Annotated in this window: 12 protein-coding genes; 8 read left to right on the top strand and 4 right to left on the bottom strand. The window is 62.8% G+C overall.

Translation table 11 applies throughout. The features are described from left to right. The first annotated feature begins 7 nt into the window (after positions 1 to 7). From ahcY to DJ563_RS23075, 5 genes are all read left to right on the top strand, one after another. Positions 8 to 1417 (top strand): adenosylhomocysteinase, encoded by a 1410-nt coding sequence (gene ahcY, locus DJ563_RS23095; protein WP_434518394.1) that lies wholly within the window; start codon positions 8 to 10, stop codon positions 1415 to 1417. Positions 1418 to 1585: 168 nt separating this feature from the next. Beyond that, the gene (gene metF / locus DJ563_RS23090; RefSeq protein WP_186652837.1) at positions 1586 to 2431 is read left to right on the top strand and encodes a methylenetetrahydrofolate reductase [NAD(P)H]; all 846 of its coding nucleotides are present in this window, start codon (positions 1586 to 1588) and stop codon (positions 2429 to 2431) included. A gap of 93 nt (positions 2432 to 2524) precedes the next feature. Further along, the gene (locus DJ563_RS23085; RefSeq protein ID WP_274097389.1) at positions 2525 to 3601 is read left to right on the top strand and encodes a hypothetical protein; all 1077 of its coding nucleotides are present in this window, start codon (positions 2525 to 2527) and stop codon (positions 3599 to 3601) included. Between the two features lie 52 nt (positions 3602 to 3653). Beyond that, complete coding sequence (locus tag DJ563_RS23080; protein ID WP_434518393.1) at positions 3654 to 4442, top strand: substrate-binding periplasmic protein; 789 nt, start codon at positions 3654 to 3656, stop codon at positions 4440 to 4442. A 218-nt stretch (positions 4443 to 4660) separates the two neighbouring features. After that, positions 4661 to 6571, top strand: a complete 1911-nt coding sequence (locus tag DJ563_RS23075) for a DEAD/DEAH box helicase (protein WP_434518392.1) — start codon at positions 4661 to 4663, stop codon at positions 6569 to 6571. 119 nt (positions 6572 to 6690) lie between these two features. Here the strand turns inward: DJ563_RS23075 and DJ563_RS23070 are convergent, their stop codons facing one another. The 3 genes from DJ563_RS23070 to DJ563_RS23060 form a co-directional block, all read right to left on the bottom strand. After that, positions 6691 to 7266 (bottom strand): YceI family protein, encoded by a 576-nt coding sequence (locus tag DJ563_RS23070; protein WP_434518391.1) that lies wholly within the window; start codon positions 7264 to 7266, stop codon positions 6691 to 6693. Between the two features lie 31 nt (positions 7267 to 7297). Beyond that, entirely contained in the window at positions 7298 to 7849 is a 552-nt protein-coding gene (locus DJ563_RS23065) for a cytochrome b (protein WP_274097394.1), read from the bottom strand. A gap of 191 nt (positions 7850 to 8040) precedes the next feature. After that, on the bottom strand, positions 8041 to 9912 hold the full coding sequence (locus tag DJ563_RS23060; RefSeq protein ID WP_274097395.1) for a flavin monoamine oxidase family protein: 1872 nt from the start codon (positions 9910 to 9912) through the stop codon (positions 8041 to 8043). A 210-nt stretch (positions 9913 to 10122) separates the two neighbouring features. Between DJ563_RS23060 and DJ563_RS23055 the strand changes: the two genes are divergently transcribed. From DJ563_RS23055 to DJ563_RS23045, 3 genes are all read left to right on the top strand, one after another. Next, positions 10123 to 10614 (top strand): hypothetical protein, encoded by a 492-nt coding sequence (locus DJ563_RS23055; RefSeq protein WP_434518390.1) that lies wholly within the window; start codon positions 10123 to 10125, stop codon positions 10612 to 10614. A gap of 79 nt (positions 10615 to 10693) precedes the next feature. Continuing rightward, positions 10694 to 12100: an adenosylmethionine--8-amino-7-oxononanoate transaminase gene (locus tag DJ563_RS23050; protein WP_274097397.1), complete on the top strand. Its 1407-nt coding sequence runs from the start codon at positions 10694 to 10696 to the stop codon at positions 12098 to 12100. A gap of 170 nt (positions 12101 to 12270) precedes the next feature. Continuing rightward, the gene (locus tag DJ563_RS23045; RefSeq protein WP_434518389.1) at positions 12271 to 12990 is read left to right on the top strand and encodes a 16S rRNA (uracil(1498)-N(3))-methyltransferase; all 720 of its coding nucleotides are present in this window, start codon (positions 12271 to 12273) and stop codon (positions 12988 to 12990) included. A gap of 8 nt (positions 12991 to 12998) precedes the next feature. On the opposite strand, the gene trhA is transcribed toward DJ563_RS23045, so the two are convergent. Then, positions 12999 to 13616: a PAQR family membrane homeostasis protein TrhA gene (gene trhA, locus DJ563_RS23040; RefSeq protein ID WP_274097399.1), complete on the bottom strand. Its 618-nt coding sequence runs from the start codon at positions 13614 to 13616 to the stop codon at positions 12999 to 13001. Positions 13617 to 13731 lie beyond the last annotated feature (115 nt).

The raw sequence follows: 13731 nt of genomic DNA, 5'->3' as shown, positions 1-13731 counted from the left end.
GGCTCTCATGAGCGCTGTAAACACGCCTGCTGGTTTTACCGATTTCAAAGTCGCTGACATCTCCCTGGCCGCCTGGGGCCGTCGCGAAACCATCATCGCCGAATCGGAAATGCCTGCACTGATGGGCCTGCGCCGCAAGTATCTCGCCGAGCAACCGCTCAAGGGCGCGAAGATCCTGGGCTGCATCCACATGACCATTCAGACCGCCGTGCTGATCGAAACCCTGGTTGCCCTGGGTGCCGAGGTGCGCTGGTCGTCCTGCAACATCTTCTCCACCCAGGACCAGGCCGCTGCCTCCATCGCCGCCGCCGGTATCCCTGTGTTCGCCTGGAAAGGTGAAACCGAGGAAGAGTACGAGTGGTGCCTGGAGCAGACCATCCTCAAGGATGGCCAGCCATGGGACGCCAACATGATCCTCGACGACGGCGGCGACCTGACCGAGCTGCTGCACAAGAAATACCCGGCCGTGCTGGACCGCGTCCACGGCGTGACCGAAGAAACCACCACCGGCGTGCACCGCCTGCTGGACATGCTGGCCAAGGGCGAGCTGAAAGTCCCGGCGATCAACGTCAACGACTCGGTCACCAAGAGCAAGAACGACAACAAGTACGGCTGCCGTCACAGCTTGAACGACGCCATCAAGCGCGGCACCGACCACCTGCTGTCGGGCAAGCAAGCCCTGGTGATCGGCTACGGTGACGTGGGCAAGGGCTCGGCCCAGTCCCTGCGTCAGGAAGGCATGATCGTCAAGGTCACCGAAGTCGACCCGATCTGCGCCATGCAGGCGTGCATGGACGGCTTCGAGCTGGTCTCGCCGTTCATCGACGGCATCAACGATGGCAGCGAAGCCAGCATCGACAAGGCCCTGCTGGGCAAGATCGACCTGATCGTCACCACCACCGGTAACGTCAACGTCTGCGACGCCAACATGCTCAAGGCCCTGAAAAAGCGCGCCGTAGTGTGCAACATCGGCCACTTCGACAACGAGATCGACACCGCCTTCATGCGCAAGCACTGGGCCTGGGAAGAGGTCAAGCCGCAGGTACACAAGATCCACCGTACCGGCGCTGGCGATTTCGACCCGCAAAACGACGACTACCTGATCCTGCTGGCCGAAGGCCGTCTGGTGAACCTGGGTAACGCCACCGGTCACCCAAGCCGCATCATGGACGGTTCGTTCGCCAACCAGGTGCTGGCCCAGATCTTCCTGTTCGAGCAGAAGTACGCCGACCTGTCGGCCGAGAAGAAAGCCGAGCGCCTGACCGTTGAAGTGCTGCCCAAGAAGCTCGACGAAGAAGTGGCCCTGGAAATGGTCCGCGGCTTCGGCGGCGTCGTCACCAAACTGACCGTGCAGCAAGCCGAGTACATCGGTGTGACTGTCGAAGGCCCGTTCAAGCCGCACGCCTACCGCTACTGATAAGCGGCAAGCTTGAAGCTGCAAGCGGCAAGAAAAGGCGCCCCGTGCCGCTGTCGCTTGTGGTTCATGCACTAACGATCTTGAACGATGCCAAGCCAGATCGGCCATCACCGATCTGGCTTTTACTTGCAGCTTGCCGCTAGCAGCTTGCTGCTTGAGGAAAGAGTGATGTCACAAGAACGCCGCTACAGCTTCGAATTCTTCCCGACCAAGACCGATGCCGGTCACGAAAAGCTGATGGGCGTTGCCCGCCAGCTGGCCACCTACAACCCGGACTTCTTCTCCTGCACCTACGGTGCCGGCGGCTCTACCCGCGACCGCACGCTGAACACCGTGCTGCAGCTGGAAAGCGAAGTGAAGGTACCTGCCGCACCGCACCTGTCGTGCGTTGGCGATAGCAAAGAAGAGCTGCGCAGCCTGCTGGCCGAATATCAGGCAGCGGGCATCAAGCGTATCGTCGCCCTGCGCGGCGACCTGCCCTCGGGCATGGGCATGGCCAGCGGCGAGCTGCGCTACGCCAGCGACCTGGTCGAGTTCATCCGCCAGGAAACCGGTGATCACTTCCACCTGGAAGTGGCCGCCTACCCCGAAATGCACCCGCAGGCGCGCAACTTCGAGATCGACCTTGCCAACTTCGTGCACAAGGTCAAAGCCGGTGCCGACAGCGCCATCACCCAGTACTTCTTCAACGCCGACAGCTATTTCTACTTTGTCGAGCGTGCGCAGAAACTGGGCGTCGAGATCCCGGTGGTGCCCGGCATCATGCCGATCACCAACTACAGCAAGCTGGCACGCTTCTCCGACGCCTGTGGCGCCGAGATCCCGCGCTGGATCCGCAAGCAGCTCGAAGCCTATGCCGACGACACCGCCAGCATCCAGGCATTCGGCGAAGAAGTGATCACCCGCATGTGCGAACAGCTGCTGCAAGGCGGCGCACCGGGCCTGCACTTCTATACGTTGAACCAGGCCGAAGCGAGCCTCGCGATCTGGAACAACCTGAAGCTGCCCCGCTGAAACGTCTTGGCAATATCTGTTTAAGAAATGATTAAGGCTTTGGTCATAGACTAAGGCCTTATTTATTTTCGGGTTAAACAGGTCTTGCCTGACATGCAGCATCCCCAGCCATCGCGCCCTCAGCTCGTCTACCTGGCTTTCGGCCCGGCCACCTACCATCAGGAAGCCTGCTTCAGCATCGTCAGTGCCCTTGCCCACCTGGGCCGGTCGGCAGGCGAGGCCCTGGACATCCAGGTCTACACCGACAACCCAGCGCCGTATGCCAAGCTGCCGGTCACGGTGCATCTGCTCGACGAAGCCACCCGCACAGCGTGGAATGCGCCCCACGGTTATCACTTTCGCAGCAAGCACGTGCTGCTCCGTCAGGTACTCGAGCAGCACCCACTGGCCATACTGATCGATACCGACACCTTCTTCCGGCACTCGCCGATGCGCCTGTTCGAGCGCGTCAAGCCCGGCCAACTGCTGTGCAACGCCATCGGTGGCCGCTACGGCGCCAACCAGAAGTGTCTGTTGTACAAGAACCTGCTGGCTGTTCTCCAGGACCGGGGCCTGGCCGATTGCCAGATGCCGCTGATCAACTCTGGCGTGATCGGGCTCAGCGCCGAAGACGCGCCGACCCTGGACCACTCCATCGCCATGATGGACGAGTTCTACCCGCTGGCCCGCGAGGCCTACACCCTGGAGGAGTTCTGCCTGGCGGTGGCGGCCTACCGCACGCTGAAAGTGGCCGAATGCACCGACGTCATTCACCATTACTGGAGCCGCAAAGCCCAGTTTCGCGCCAAGATCCAGGCCTGGCTACGCAAGCACGGCGATGAGCCGCTTTGCGAGGCGGCGCTGGCCGATGTCGCGCGGGTCAACGATCAACTGCCACGGCCGCCAACCCTGCACCGTTTGGGTTACAAGGCACTGAGCCTGACCCTGCCCCGCCACGAGCGGCAGTTTGCCCGCGAATTGCTCTACGGCAGCTACCCCTACCCCAATGAATTCGACCGCGCCTGTGCATCGGCCTGGTGGGACAAAGCCCTGGAAAACTTCAATACGCGCCACGGCCGCATCGAGCCCGAGCAGTTGCGCCAGTGCCTGCGCCACCCGGGCTTGCGCCTGTCGCTGGGGGCGCGGCGCAAGGATATCGAAGCGCACCTGCTGTGCTCGAAGCAGGCCTGAACAGCCTGCTCTTCACTGGCCTTGAGCAGGCCGAGCGCGTAATCTGCGGGCCATGCCCGCCATCACCCGCCTGTTCTGGATCCTGCTGCTCGCCTGCCTGAGCCCGTTGGCCCAGGCCGAACGCCTGCGCCTGGTGTCCGACGACTGGGCGCCGTATGTCTACCAGCAGAACGGCCAGCCCCGAGGCATCGATTACGAGGTCACCACCCAGGTCTTCAAGCGCCTGGGCGTGGAGGTGGAATGGCAGTTTCTACCCTGGAAGCGCTGCCTGGCGATGATCGAGCAAGGGCTGGCGGACGGTATTGTCGATATCTTTCAGATCGACGCGCGCAGGCCTTTTCTGATCTACCCGTCGGAGCCCATGTCGGATGTCGAGTTCGTGCTGTTCCAGGCCCGCAGCCGTCGGCACACAGTGACCAGCCTGAATGACCTCGCCGGCCTCAGCGTAGGCACATCGCCCGGCTATACCTACGGCGCGGCCTTCAACGGCTCGTCCCGTTTCCGACGTGAAGCAGCCCCCACCCATGAAGCCAACCTCGGCAAGTTGGTGCTTGGCCGCATCGATCTACTGATTACCGACCGCAGGGTTGGCCGCTACCTGATGCGTCAACTGGGCCTGGAACAGCAGGTCGAGGAACTGCCACTGCTGATCAGCCGACAGACGCAGTACCTCGGGCTGACCCGTAAACCTGGGCGAGAAGCGTTGGCCCAGGCGTTCGCCGAAGAATTGCAGCGCTTCAAGCAAGAACCCGCCTATGCCGCCATCAACAACCGCTACACAGGCGACATCGGAAACATTCTCAACGCCGTTGAGCAGCAGGAAAGCAGCACGCCGCGATAGCTCTGTTATACTCGGGCCTTCCCGCCAGGCTTACGCCCGGACGCTCGGCCTAGCAACAGACATCCCGATCGGCATCGACGCCCCACCGCGTCAGCCCTCCGCTTCCTGGATGTGCAGTGAAAGCCAAGCTGGACCGGACGCGATCGCATCTCACCGATGCCCGTCGCGCCAGGCAGAACATCCCAACGGGCCCAGCCCACACGAGAACAGGATCGCCCATGTCCTTTGCTTCCCTCGGTCTCTCCGAGGCTCTTGTCCGCGCTATCGAGGCTGCGGGCTACACCCAGCCGACTCCGGTGCAACAGCGGGCTGTTCCCGCCGTGTTGCAAGGCCGCGATCTGATGGTCGCCGCACAGACAGGTACTGGTAAAACCGGCGGCTTTGCCTTGCCGATCCTTGAGCGCCTGTTCCCCGGTGGCCACCCCGACAAGTCGCAGCGCCATGGCCCACGCCAGCCCCGCGTACTGGTCCTGACCCCGACCCGCGAACTGGCGGCCCAGGTGCATGACAGCTTCAAGGTCTATGCCCGTGACCTGCCACTGGTCAGCGCCTGCATCTTCGGCGGTGTCGGCATGAACCCGCAGATCCAGGCCATCGCCAAGGGTGTCGACGTCCTGGTGGCGTGCCCTGGTCGCCTGCTCGACCTGGCCGGTCAAGGCAAGGTTGACCTGTCCCATGTAGAAATTCTGGTCCTCGATGAAGCCGACCGCATGCTCGACATGGGCTTCATCCACGACGTCAAGAAGGTCCTTGCGCGCCTGCCGGCCAAGCGCCAGAACCTGCTGTTCTCGGCCACCTTCTCCAAAGACATCACCGACCTGGCCGACAAGCTCCTGCACAACCCGGAGCGCATCGAGGTCACGCCGCCCAACACCACGGTCGAACGCATCGAGCAGCGCATCTACCGCCTGCCCGCCAGCCACAAGCGTGCACTGCTGGCACACCTGATCACCCAGGGTGCCTGGGAACAGGTACTGGTGTTCACCCGTACCAAGCACGGCGCCAACCGCCTGGCCGAGTACCTGGAAAAGCACGGCCTGACCGCCGCCGCCATCCACGGCAACAAGAGCCAGAACGCCCGCACCAAAGCCCTGGCCGACTTCAAGGCCAATGCCGTACGGGTTCTGGTTGCCACCGACATCGCCGCCCGCGGCCTGGACATCGATCAGTTGCCCCACGTGGTCAACTTCGAGCTGCCCAATGTCGAAGAAGATTACGTGCACCGTATCGGCCGTACGGGCCGTGCAGGCCGTTCGGGTGAGGCTATTTCCCTGGTCTCGCCAGACGAAGAGAAGCTGCTCAAGAGCATCGAGCGGGTCACCAAGCAGAAGATTGCCGATGGCGACCTGATGGGCTTTGATGCAAGCCAGGTGGAAGCCGAGAAGCCTGAAGTACGCGAACGCCCGCAGAACACCGGCCGTGGTGGTCGCAACCAGCCACGCGGCGAAGGCGGCAAAGACGCCAACGGCGGCCGCAAGGACAAAGGCAAGGATAAAGGCAAGGCCAAGCAGCCCGCTGCCGACAAGCCTGCCGAGAAGGAAAGGTCCGGCGACAAGCCGCAGCAGCGCAAGCCGCGTGACAACAAGCCACGCCAGCAGCAAGCCAGCCAGAACAGCACGCCCAAAGCGCCATCTGACCGCGCGCCGGATGAGTTCCTGGATGACGAAGTCGACAACTTCGGTAACCGCGCCGACTACGTCAGCCCGTACCAGGGCAAGAACCAGGGGCGTAACCGTCGTCCTGGTGGTGGCGCTGGTACTGGTGCGAGCCAGAGCCAAGGCCAAGGTGCTGCCCAGCGCAGCAACGGTGGCGGTGCCGGTGCCGGTGCCGGTGGCCAGGCTCGCAATGGCGGCCAGCCACGCAGCACCAGCGGCGAGAAGCGCCCGCCGCGCAACAAAAACGGTGGCGGTGCACGCCGTGATGGCGGTGGCGGTGGCCGTGGTCGCCCGGCTCGCGATGATGCTGCCCGTCAGGAACCTGCAGTGCGCAGCTCGCGTGAGCCGCAGAACCAGCCGGTGATCATCCGCAAGGAATCCAAGCTCGACCGTTACCCGACGCCTGAGCAACTGGACGATCTGCCAAGCCGCCCACGTGGCGAGCGCCCGGCGCTGCTCACCCGTAACCGCTGATCGTAAAAAGCTGGGGCCGCTGCGCGGCCCTTTCACGGCAAAAGGCCGCTCTGTGTAGGAGCGGCCTCGTGTCGCGAAAGGGCCGCACAGCGGCCCCAGCTTTTTTCAGCTACAACACATTACTTCTGCTTCACGCCTTCAACACTGATATCCAGGTCCAAGGTCTGCGAAGTCGCGCCTGGCCCTTTGATACCGAAGTCATTCAGGTTCAGCGTCGTGGTGGCGTTGAAGCCAGCACGCTCGCCGCCCCATGGGTCCTTGCCTTCACCGTTGAACGTGGCCTTGAAGGTGACCGGCTTGGTCACGCCATGCAGGGTCAGGTCACCGGTCACGTCAGCCGTTTTGTCACCGGTCGATTTGACGGCAGTGGAAACGAACTTGGCGTCTGGATATTTCTTCACATCCAGGAAGTCTTTGCTGGCGATGTGCTTGTCACGCTCGGCGTGGTTGGACCACAGGCTGGCAGTCTTCAGGTCGACGCTGATCTTGCTCGCCTCAGGCTTGGCGCTGTCCCAAGTGAAGTTGCCGTCGAAGTCCTTGAAGGTACCGTGGATGAAGCTGTAGCCCAGGTGGCTGATCTTCCAGTCGACGAACGCGTGCTGGCCTTCCTTGTCGATCTTGTACTCGGCGGCCATGGCGCCAGCGGAGAACAGCGCAGTACCGAGCGCCAGAGCGGCAAAAGTCTTTTTCAACATCCTTTCTATTCCTTGCAATTGAGGTTGAGGGTCAAGCTTTGCGGCCCAGCATACGGGTCAGGGTCGCGTCACGGTCAATGAAGTGGTGTTTCAATGCTGCCAGGCCATGAAGCACGGCAAAAACCACCAGGCCCCAGGCCAGCCAAAGATGAATCACGCCAGCCAGGTCCGCCTGATCGGGCAGGTCACTGACCAGTGCCGGTACTTCGAACAGCCCGAATACCGGAATACCGACGCCGTCGGCGGTGGATATCAGGTAACCGGCGATCATCACCGCGAACAGCCCCACATACAGTGCCAGATGGCCCAGCTTGGCGGCCACGCGGGTGAGTGCCCCGTGGTTGGCCGGCGCCGGCGGTGGCGGGCTGATGAAACGCCAGACGACACGCAGCAGCATCACCGCGAGCAGCATCAGACCGATGCTTTTGTGCAGGTCTGGGCCAGATTTGCGCCAAGGGTCGTAGTAGTCCAGACCGACCATCCACAGCCCCAGGCCGAACAGGCCAAAGACTGCCAGCGCTACACCCCAGTGCAGGATGATGCTGACCACGCCGTAGCGAGAAGGTGAATTGCGCAGTTGCATGTTGGCGTGTTTCCCCGTGAAAGCTGTGCACAGACTAACGCGTAACGTATCGAATAAAAGCGGAAAAAATTGCTTCGGATTATCGAGAAATCCGATATTTATTGTGAAAGCTTCCCATTAAGGAAACATTAACGATAGTTGGATTAGCGCGGGGCGCCAGTGCCGGCCCTTAAGCCGGCACTGGGAGGAGGTCAGCCTGCCTTGGCCTGGGTATCGGCCACTGGCTTCTTGGCCGGCGCCGATTTTGCCGTGGCCTTTTTAGCCTCGACAGGCTTGTGCGCCTGTTTTGCCGCCGGCTTGTGTGCTGGCGCATGCTTGGCAGGGGTTGCCTTGGTTGCGGCGGGCTTGGCGGCAGCAGGCTTGGCCGCCTCTTGCTTGGCCTCAACTGCCGGTGCAACGGGGGTTGGCGCAGCAGGCGCCGGTGCCACTTCGTCGGCCTTGGCAAGCGGCTCGGCTTTCACCTCGGGCTTGTCAGCCCCGCCAAACAGGCGCGAGAAGAACCCTGGCTTGTCCTGCTTGGCCTCATCTTTCAGCGGCTCGGCCTTGGCGGGGGCTTTTTCAGCCTTGTCGGTCTTGCCGGACCCGCCACCGAACATGTTCGAGAAGAACCCGCCCTTGTCCTTGGCCGCAGCAGCACCTGCTGCGGCTGCGGCCGCAACCGGCACAGCCTTGGCGGGGTCGAATGACTTGCCGGCCAACAAGTCCTGTGCCTGGCTGGCCGCACGTTGGCCGCTGCGCAGAGCGCCTTCCAGGGTGCCAGGGTAGAGGGCGTCGGTATGCTCGCCGGCAAAGGTGATGCGCTGCACCGGGCGCTCCCACAGGCGCCAGTACTTGCTGATCTGCCCCGGGCCATAGGCCAGGTAGGCGCCGCCCATACCGGCGTCGGTGCTGTAGCGCTTGACCTCGTAGCCGGTGAACGAGCCACGGGCCTGTGGATAAAACGCGTGCAGGCGGATCAACACCTGGTCGACCATCTGCTTGTCACCGAACGCCTGCAGCAGGCGGGCGTTGTCGCCGGACAGGTTGATCACCACGTTGGCGCCGCCTTTGAGTGCCGGTTCGATCCACAGCATGCCCAGGCCGGCGTTGCTGAAGATTTCGCCAGACATGCGCGCCCGGCTTTCCCACACCGGCTTCTTGAACTTGAGCATCAGCTGGTCGCGCCAGCCATAGTTGGTGCCCTTGATCGCCGCCAGGTGCTGGTTGTCCAGGCCCGGGGTCATCTGGATCTTGGCCAGGGCGCGCAGGGGCACAGCCATGACCAGGTAATCGGCCTGGTAGCCCACGCTGCCCACCTTGACCGTGACGCCGTCCTTGTCCTGGACGATGGCGGTGACCGGCGAGCTGGTCTTGATGGTCTTCAGCTGTTTGACAAAAGCCTGAGCCAGTACCGGGCTGCCACCGGGCAGGCGCGCGGCGCGCAGGTCACGGTCACTGACACCCCGATACACGCGATTCTGCTGGGCGAAGTACAGCAGCGACAGGCGTGACGGCTCATCGTAGCGGCTACGGATCTGCTGGTTGACCAGCTGACGCGCGGTGGCTGGCAGTTGCAGCTTGTCGAGCCAGGTGGAAACGTTGATCTGGTCGAGGGCGAACAGTGTGCTGGTCGCCTGGGGGTTCAGCGGGTCGTCGATCGACCGGGCCAGGTCATCGAGGGTTTTCTCATAGCGCTTGAGCGCCTCGGCGGTGGCGGGCTGCTTGGTGGCCAGGTCGGTGGCACTGAAGTATTCACCGTCGATCAGGTAACCCGGCGTGCGCACGAACTCCGGCGCAGGCAGTGTTTCAAGCTTGAAACGGTCGAGGTACTGGTTGAGCACCGGCTGCGCCTTGGCATTGCCGATCCACTCGCTGGTCGCCAGGCCCGAGCGGCCGCCCATGCCCGACTTGGCCTCCAGCAGCGTCACCTGCCAGCCCTTGCTCTGTAGCTCGTAGGCTGCAGTAAGGCCCGCCAGGCCGCCACCCACGACGATGGCCGTGGGCGTTTTGTCCTTCGCCAGCGCGGCGCCGCTGGACACACCGATCAATACCAACGCGCACAGGCGCACCCAAGCAGCAGCCATGTTGGCGAACTCCGAGTCAGACGTTTCAGAAAAAGAGGGAGGCAGAAATGCCCCGAGACAGATGCGTTAAGAATACGTCAGGTCTGCCAACCCTGCCACCACAGCGACATCAAGTCCTTTTGGCAACTGACATTTTTGTCAGTAGCCAGCTCGCACCACGGCAGGCGATGCTGACGCGAATGGCCAAACGCCCGCCAGGAGGGCCTGCAGATGATCTTCGAGGAGTGTTTCACTCACGTCGCACGGCAATTTCTCTGGCACAAACAAACCTTGTGCACGGCATCTGGCCTGAGTATTCGCGCCAACAGCACATCCTGGACGGGCTTTCACGAAGCGTTCAGGGGCGACGATGGCACGGAACTGGTAATTGGCGAAAACAGCGATGTGGAGATTACCTTCGCCCAAGAGGTCGAATGCTTGCGACTGGAGTACTACGTGGTCAGCGACTTCCTGTGCGACGACCTGCACATGCTGTTCGATGCCGAAGACCACAATTACGACCTGGCCGCTCCCGCGCCACGCAACTTCTACTGGCTCACTATCGAAGGCAGCGGCTTTACCGACCTGATGCCCGGCCCCATCGCCACACAACCCTATCACCAGGTCATCGACGGGCCTTTCCGGCGCCTGACCATTTCCACTTCCCAGGCCGGCACCGTACATATTCGCAAGCTCGAATGGACCGGCACCCAACGTCATTGATGAGCAGCGGTTGTCCTGCCCGGCAGCTTTGCTTAGGCTTACGCGGTCCAAGCCAGCAGTGCAGCCAGGAGAAGTACCCATGGGCCTCAACGATCAGTGGATGCAACGTGACCTCAAGGTCCTGTGGCACCCCTGCACCCAGATGAAAGACCACGAGCAGTTGCCGCTGATCCCGATCAAGCGCGGTGAAGGCGTGTGGCTGGAAGACTTCGAAGGCAAGCGCTACCTGGACGCCGTGAGTAGTTGGTGGGTCAACGTGTTCGGCCATGCCAACCCACGCATCAACCAGCGCATCAAGGACCAGGTCGACCAGCTGGAACACGTGATCCTGGCCGGTTTCAGCCACCAGCCGGTGATCGAGCTGTCCGAACGCCTGGTCGCCATGACCCCGGCGGGGCTGGACCGGGTGTTCTACGCCGATAACGGCTCGTCCTGCATCGAAGTCGCGCTGAAGATGAGCTTCCATTACTGGCAGAACATTGGCAAACCCGAGAAGAAGCGCTTCGTCACCCTCACCAACAGCTACCACGGCGAAACCATTGCCGCGATGTCGGTGGGCGACGTGCCGCTGTTTACCGAAACCTACAAGGCGCTGCTGCTCGATACCATCAAGGTGCCCAGCCCGGATTGCTACCTGCGCCCCGAAGGCATGAGCTGGGAAGAACACTCGCGCAACCTGTTCCAGGCCATGGAGCAGACCCTGGCCGAACACCACGCCAGCATCAGCGCGGTCATCATCGAGCCGCTGATCCAGGGCGCGGGCGGCATGCGCATGTACCACCCGATCTACCTCAAGCTGCTGCGCGAAGCCTGTGACCGCTACGGCGTGCACTTGATCCACGACGAAATCGCCGTGGGCTTCGGCCGCACCGGGACGATGTTCGCCTGCGAACAGGCCGGTATCCGTCCTGATTTCCTGTGCCTGTCCAAGGCGCTGACCGGGGGCTACCTGCCGCTGGCGGCGTGCCTGACCACCGACACCGTGTACCAGGCCTTCTACGACGACTACCCGACGCTACGCGCGTTCCTCCACTCGCACAGCTACACCGGCAACCCGCTGGCTTGCGCCGCCGCACTGGCGACGCTGGATATCTTCGAGCAAGACAACGTGATCGAGGCCAACAAGCCCCTGGCCGCACGCATGGCCACGGCCACCGCGCACCTGGCCGATCATCCGCATGTGGCCGAGATCCGCCAGACCGGCATGGCCCTGGCCATCGAGATGGTCCAGGACAAGGCTGGCAAGGTCGCCTACCCCTGGCAGGAACGCCGTGGCTTGAAGGTCTTCGAGCACGCCCTGACCCGTGGCGCCTTGCTGCGCCCGCTGGGCAGCGTGGTGTACTTCCTGCCGCCGTACGTGATCACGCCCGAGCAGATCGACTTCCTTGCCGAGGTGGCCAGTGAAGGCATCGATATCGCCACGCGAGACAGCGTCAGCGTGGCGGTGCCGGCCAACTTCCACCCCGATTTCCGCGACCCGGGCTAACCAAACACCACGCACTCCCTTGTAGGAGCGGCCTTGCGTCGCGAAAGGGGCGCGCAGCGGCCCCAGGTTCTGTGGCGCAGCAAATATCGCCGGGGCCGCCTTGCGACCCTTTCGCGACGCAAGGCCGCTCCTACAAGGGTCGATGACTTCTTCACTTTCTGAGCTTAACCATGAGACTGTCCCGCTTCTTCATCGACGCCCCCCTGAGCCTTGGCGAGCATGACTTGCCCGAGGCCCAGGCCCATTACATCGGCCGCGTGCTGCGCATGGCCCCGGGCGATGCCGTGCAACTGTTCGACGGCAGCGGCCAGGAGTTTCGCGGCCAGCTGCTCGAAGTCGGCAAGAAAACCGTGCGTGTAGCACTGGACCAGGCCCTTGCCGGCCAGGCCGAATCGCCGCTGCACATCCACCTCGGCCAGGGCTTGTCCCGTGGCGAACGGATGGATTGGGCGATCCAGAAGGCCACCGAACTGGGCGCCAATGAAATTACCCCGATCGTCAGCGAACGCTGTGAAGTCCGCCTGAAAGACGAACGCGCCGACAAACGCCTGGCCCACTGGCGCCAGGTGGCCATCAGTGCTTGCGAACAGTGCGGCCGGTCGAGCGTGCCGGTAATTCACTCGCCAGTGACACTGGCCGAATGGGTCAAACACACCGAGGCCGACCTGAAACTGGTCCTGCACCCGGTGGCCGAACCGCTGACCAGCCACGCCACGCCTTCACGCCTGGCCTTCTTGATTGGCCCTGAAGGTGGCCTGAACGACGCCGAAGTCGACCAGGCCAAGGCCGCCGGCTTCCACGCCGCCCGCCTCGGCCCACGCGTGCTGCGCACCGAAACAGCGCCAGTGGTGGCGTTGTCGGTGGCACAGCAGTTGTGGGGCGACTTTTAACCCAGCGCCTAGCGCACGTAGAACGACACGGCAATGAAGTGCATCACACTGCCGGCGATCACGAACAGGTGCCAGATGCCGTGCCAGTGTCGAAAACGGCTGTCGAAGGCAAAGAAGATGATGCCCACCGTGTAGAACACGCCGCCGGCCGCCAGCCAGGCGAAGCCGGCGGTGCCGAGGCTGCGCAGCAGCGGGTCGACCGCCACCAGGACGATCCAGCCCATCACTGCATAGATGATGATCGACAAGATTCGCGCCTCGGAGCGGGGCTTGATCTCCTGCAGCATACCGATCACTGCCAGCCCCCAGACCACTCCAAACAGGCTCCAGCCCCAAGGCCCGCGCAAGCTGACCAGGCAGAATGGCGTATAGCTGCCGGCGATCAGCAGGTAGATGGACAGGTGATCGAGCTTGCGCATGATCACCTTCGCCCGCCCGCGCGTGCTGTGGTAGAGGGTGGAGATGCTGTACAGCAGCAGCAGCGTGCCGCCGTAGATGGAGAAACTGACGATCTTCCAGGGGTCGCCCTGCAGGCCCGCGACGACGATCAGCCAGATGGCACCTATGCAGGCCAGGACGGCACCTACCAGGTGGGTCCAGGCGTTGAAGCGTTCACCGTAATACATGCAAACACAGACCTCCTTTGGCGGGCTGGGTTCCTGAGGTACTCCGTTCGTCCCTCTTCGCGGGGCAAGCCCACTACCACAGGTTGGACAAAACGCTGTGCCTGTGGGCGCGGGC

The sequence above is a fragment of the Pseudomonas sp. NFX1 genome (genome assembly GCF_051123555.1).
GTDB classification, from domain to species: Bacteria; Pseudomonadota; Gammaproteobacteria; order Pseudomonadales; family Pseudomonadaceae; genus Aquipseudomonas; species Aquipseudomonas capeferrum.
The sequence above is the reverse complement of the archived record's forward strand: the minus strand, read 5'-3'. Positions and strand labels throughout refer to the sequence as shown.

Excerpts from the sequence above, each read along its gene's own strand:
- ahcY (WP_434518394.1), top strand. The coding sequence starts at position 8 with ATGAGCGCTGTAAACACGCCTGCTGGTTTTACCGATTTCAAAGTCGCT.
- metF (WP_186652837.1), top strand. The coding sequence starts at position 1,586 with ATGTCACAAGAACGCCGCTACAGCTTCGAATTCTTCCCGACCAAGACC.
- DJ563_RS23085 (WP_274097389.1), top strand. The coding sequence starts at position 2,525 with ATGCAGCATCCCCAGCCATCGCGCCCTCAGCTCGTCTACCTGGCTTTC.
- DJ563_RS23080 (WP_434518393.1), top strand. The coding sequence starts at position 3,654 with ATGCCCGCCATCACCCGCCTGTTCTGGATCCTGCTGCTCGCCTGCCTG.
- DJ563_RS23075 (WP_434518392.1), top strand. The coding sequence starts at position 4,661 with ATGTCCTTTGCTTCCCTCGGTCTCTCCGAGGCTCTTGTCCGCGCTATC.
- DJ563_RS23070 (WP_434518391.1), bottom strand. The coding sequence starts at position 7,266 with ATGTTGAAAAAGACTTTTGCCGCTCTGGCGCTCGGTACTGCGCTGTTC.
- DJ563_RS23065 (WP_274097394.1), bottom strand. The coding sequence starts at position 7,849 with ATGCAACTGCGCAATTCACCTTCTCGCTACGGCGTGGTCAGCATCATC.
- DJ563_RS23060 (WP_274097395.1), bottom strand. The coding sequence starts at position 9,912 with ATGGCTGCTGCTTGGGTGCGCCTGTGCGCGTTGGTATTGATCGGTGTG.
- DJ563_RS23055 (WP_434518390.1), top strand. The coding sequence starts at position 10,123 with ATGATCTTCGAGGAGTGTTTCACTCACGTCGCACGGCAATTTCTCTGG.
- DJ563_RS23050 (WP_274097397.1), top strand. The coding sequence starts at position 10,694 with ATGGGCCTCAACGATCAGTGGATGCAACGTGACCTCAAGGTCCTGTGG.
- DJ563_RS23045 (WP_434518389.1), top strand. The coding sequence starts at position 12,271 with ATGAGACTGTCCCGCTTCTTCATCGACGCCCCCCTGAGCCTTGGCGAG.
- trhA (WP_274097399.1), bottom strand. The coding sequence starts at position 13,616 with ATGTATTACGGTGAACGCTTCAACGCCTGGACCCACCTGGTAGGTGCC.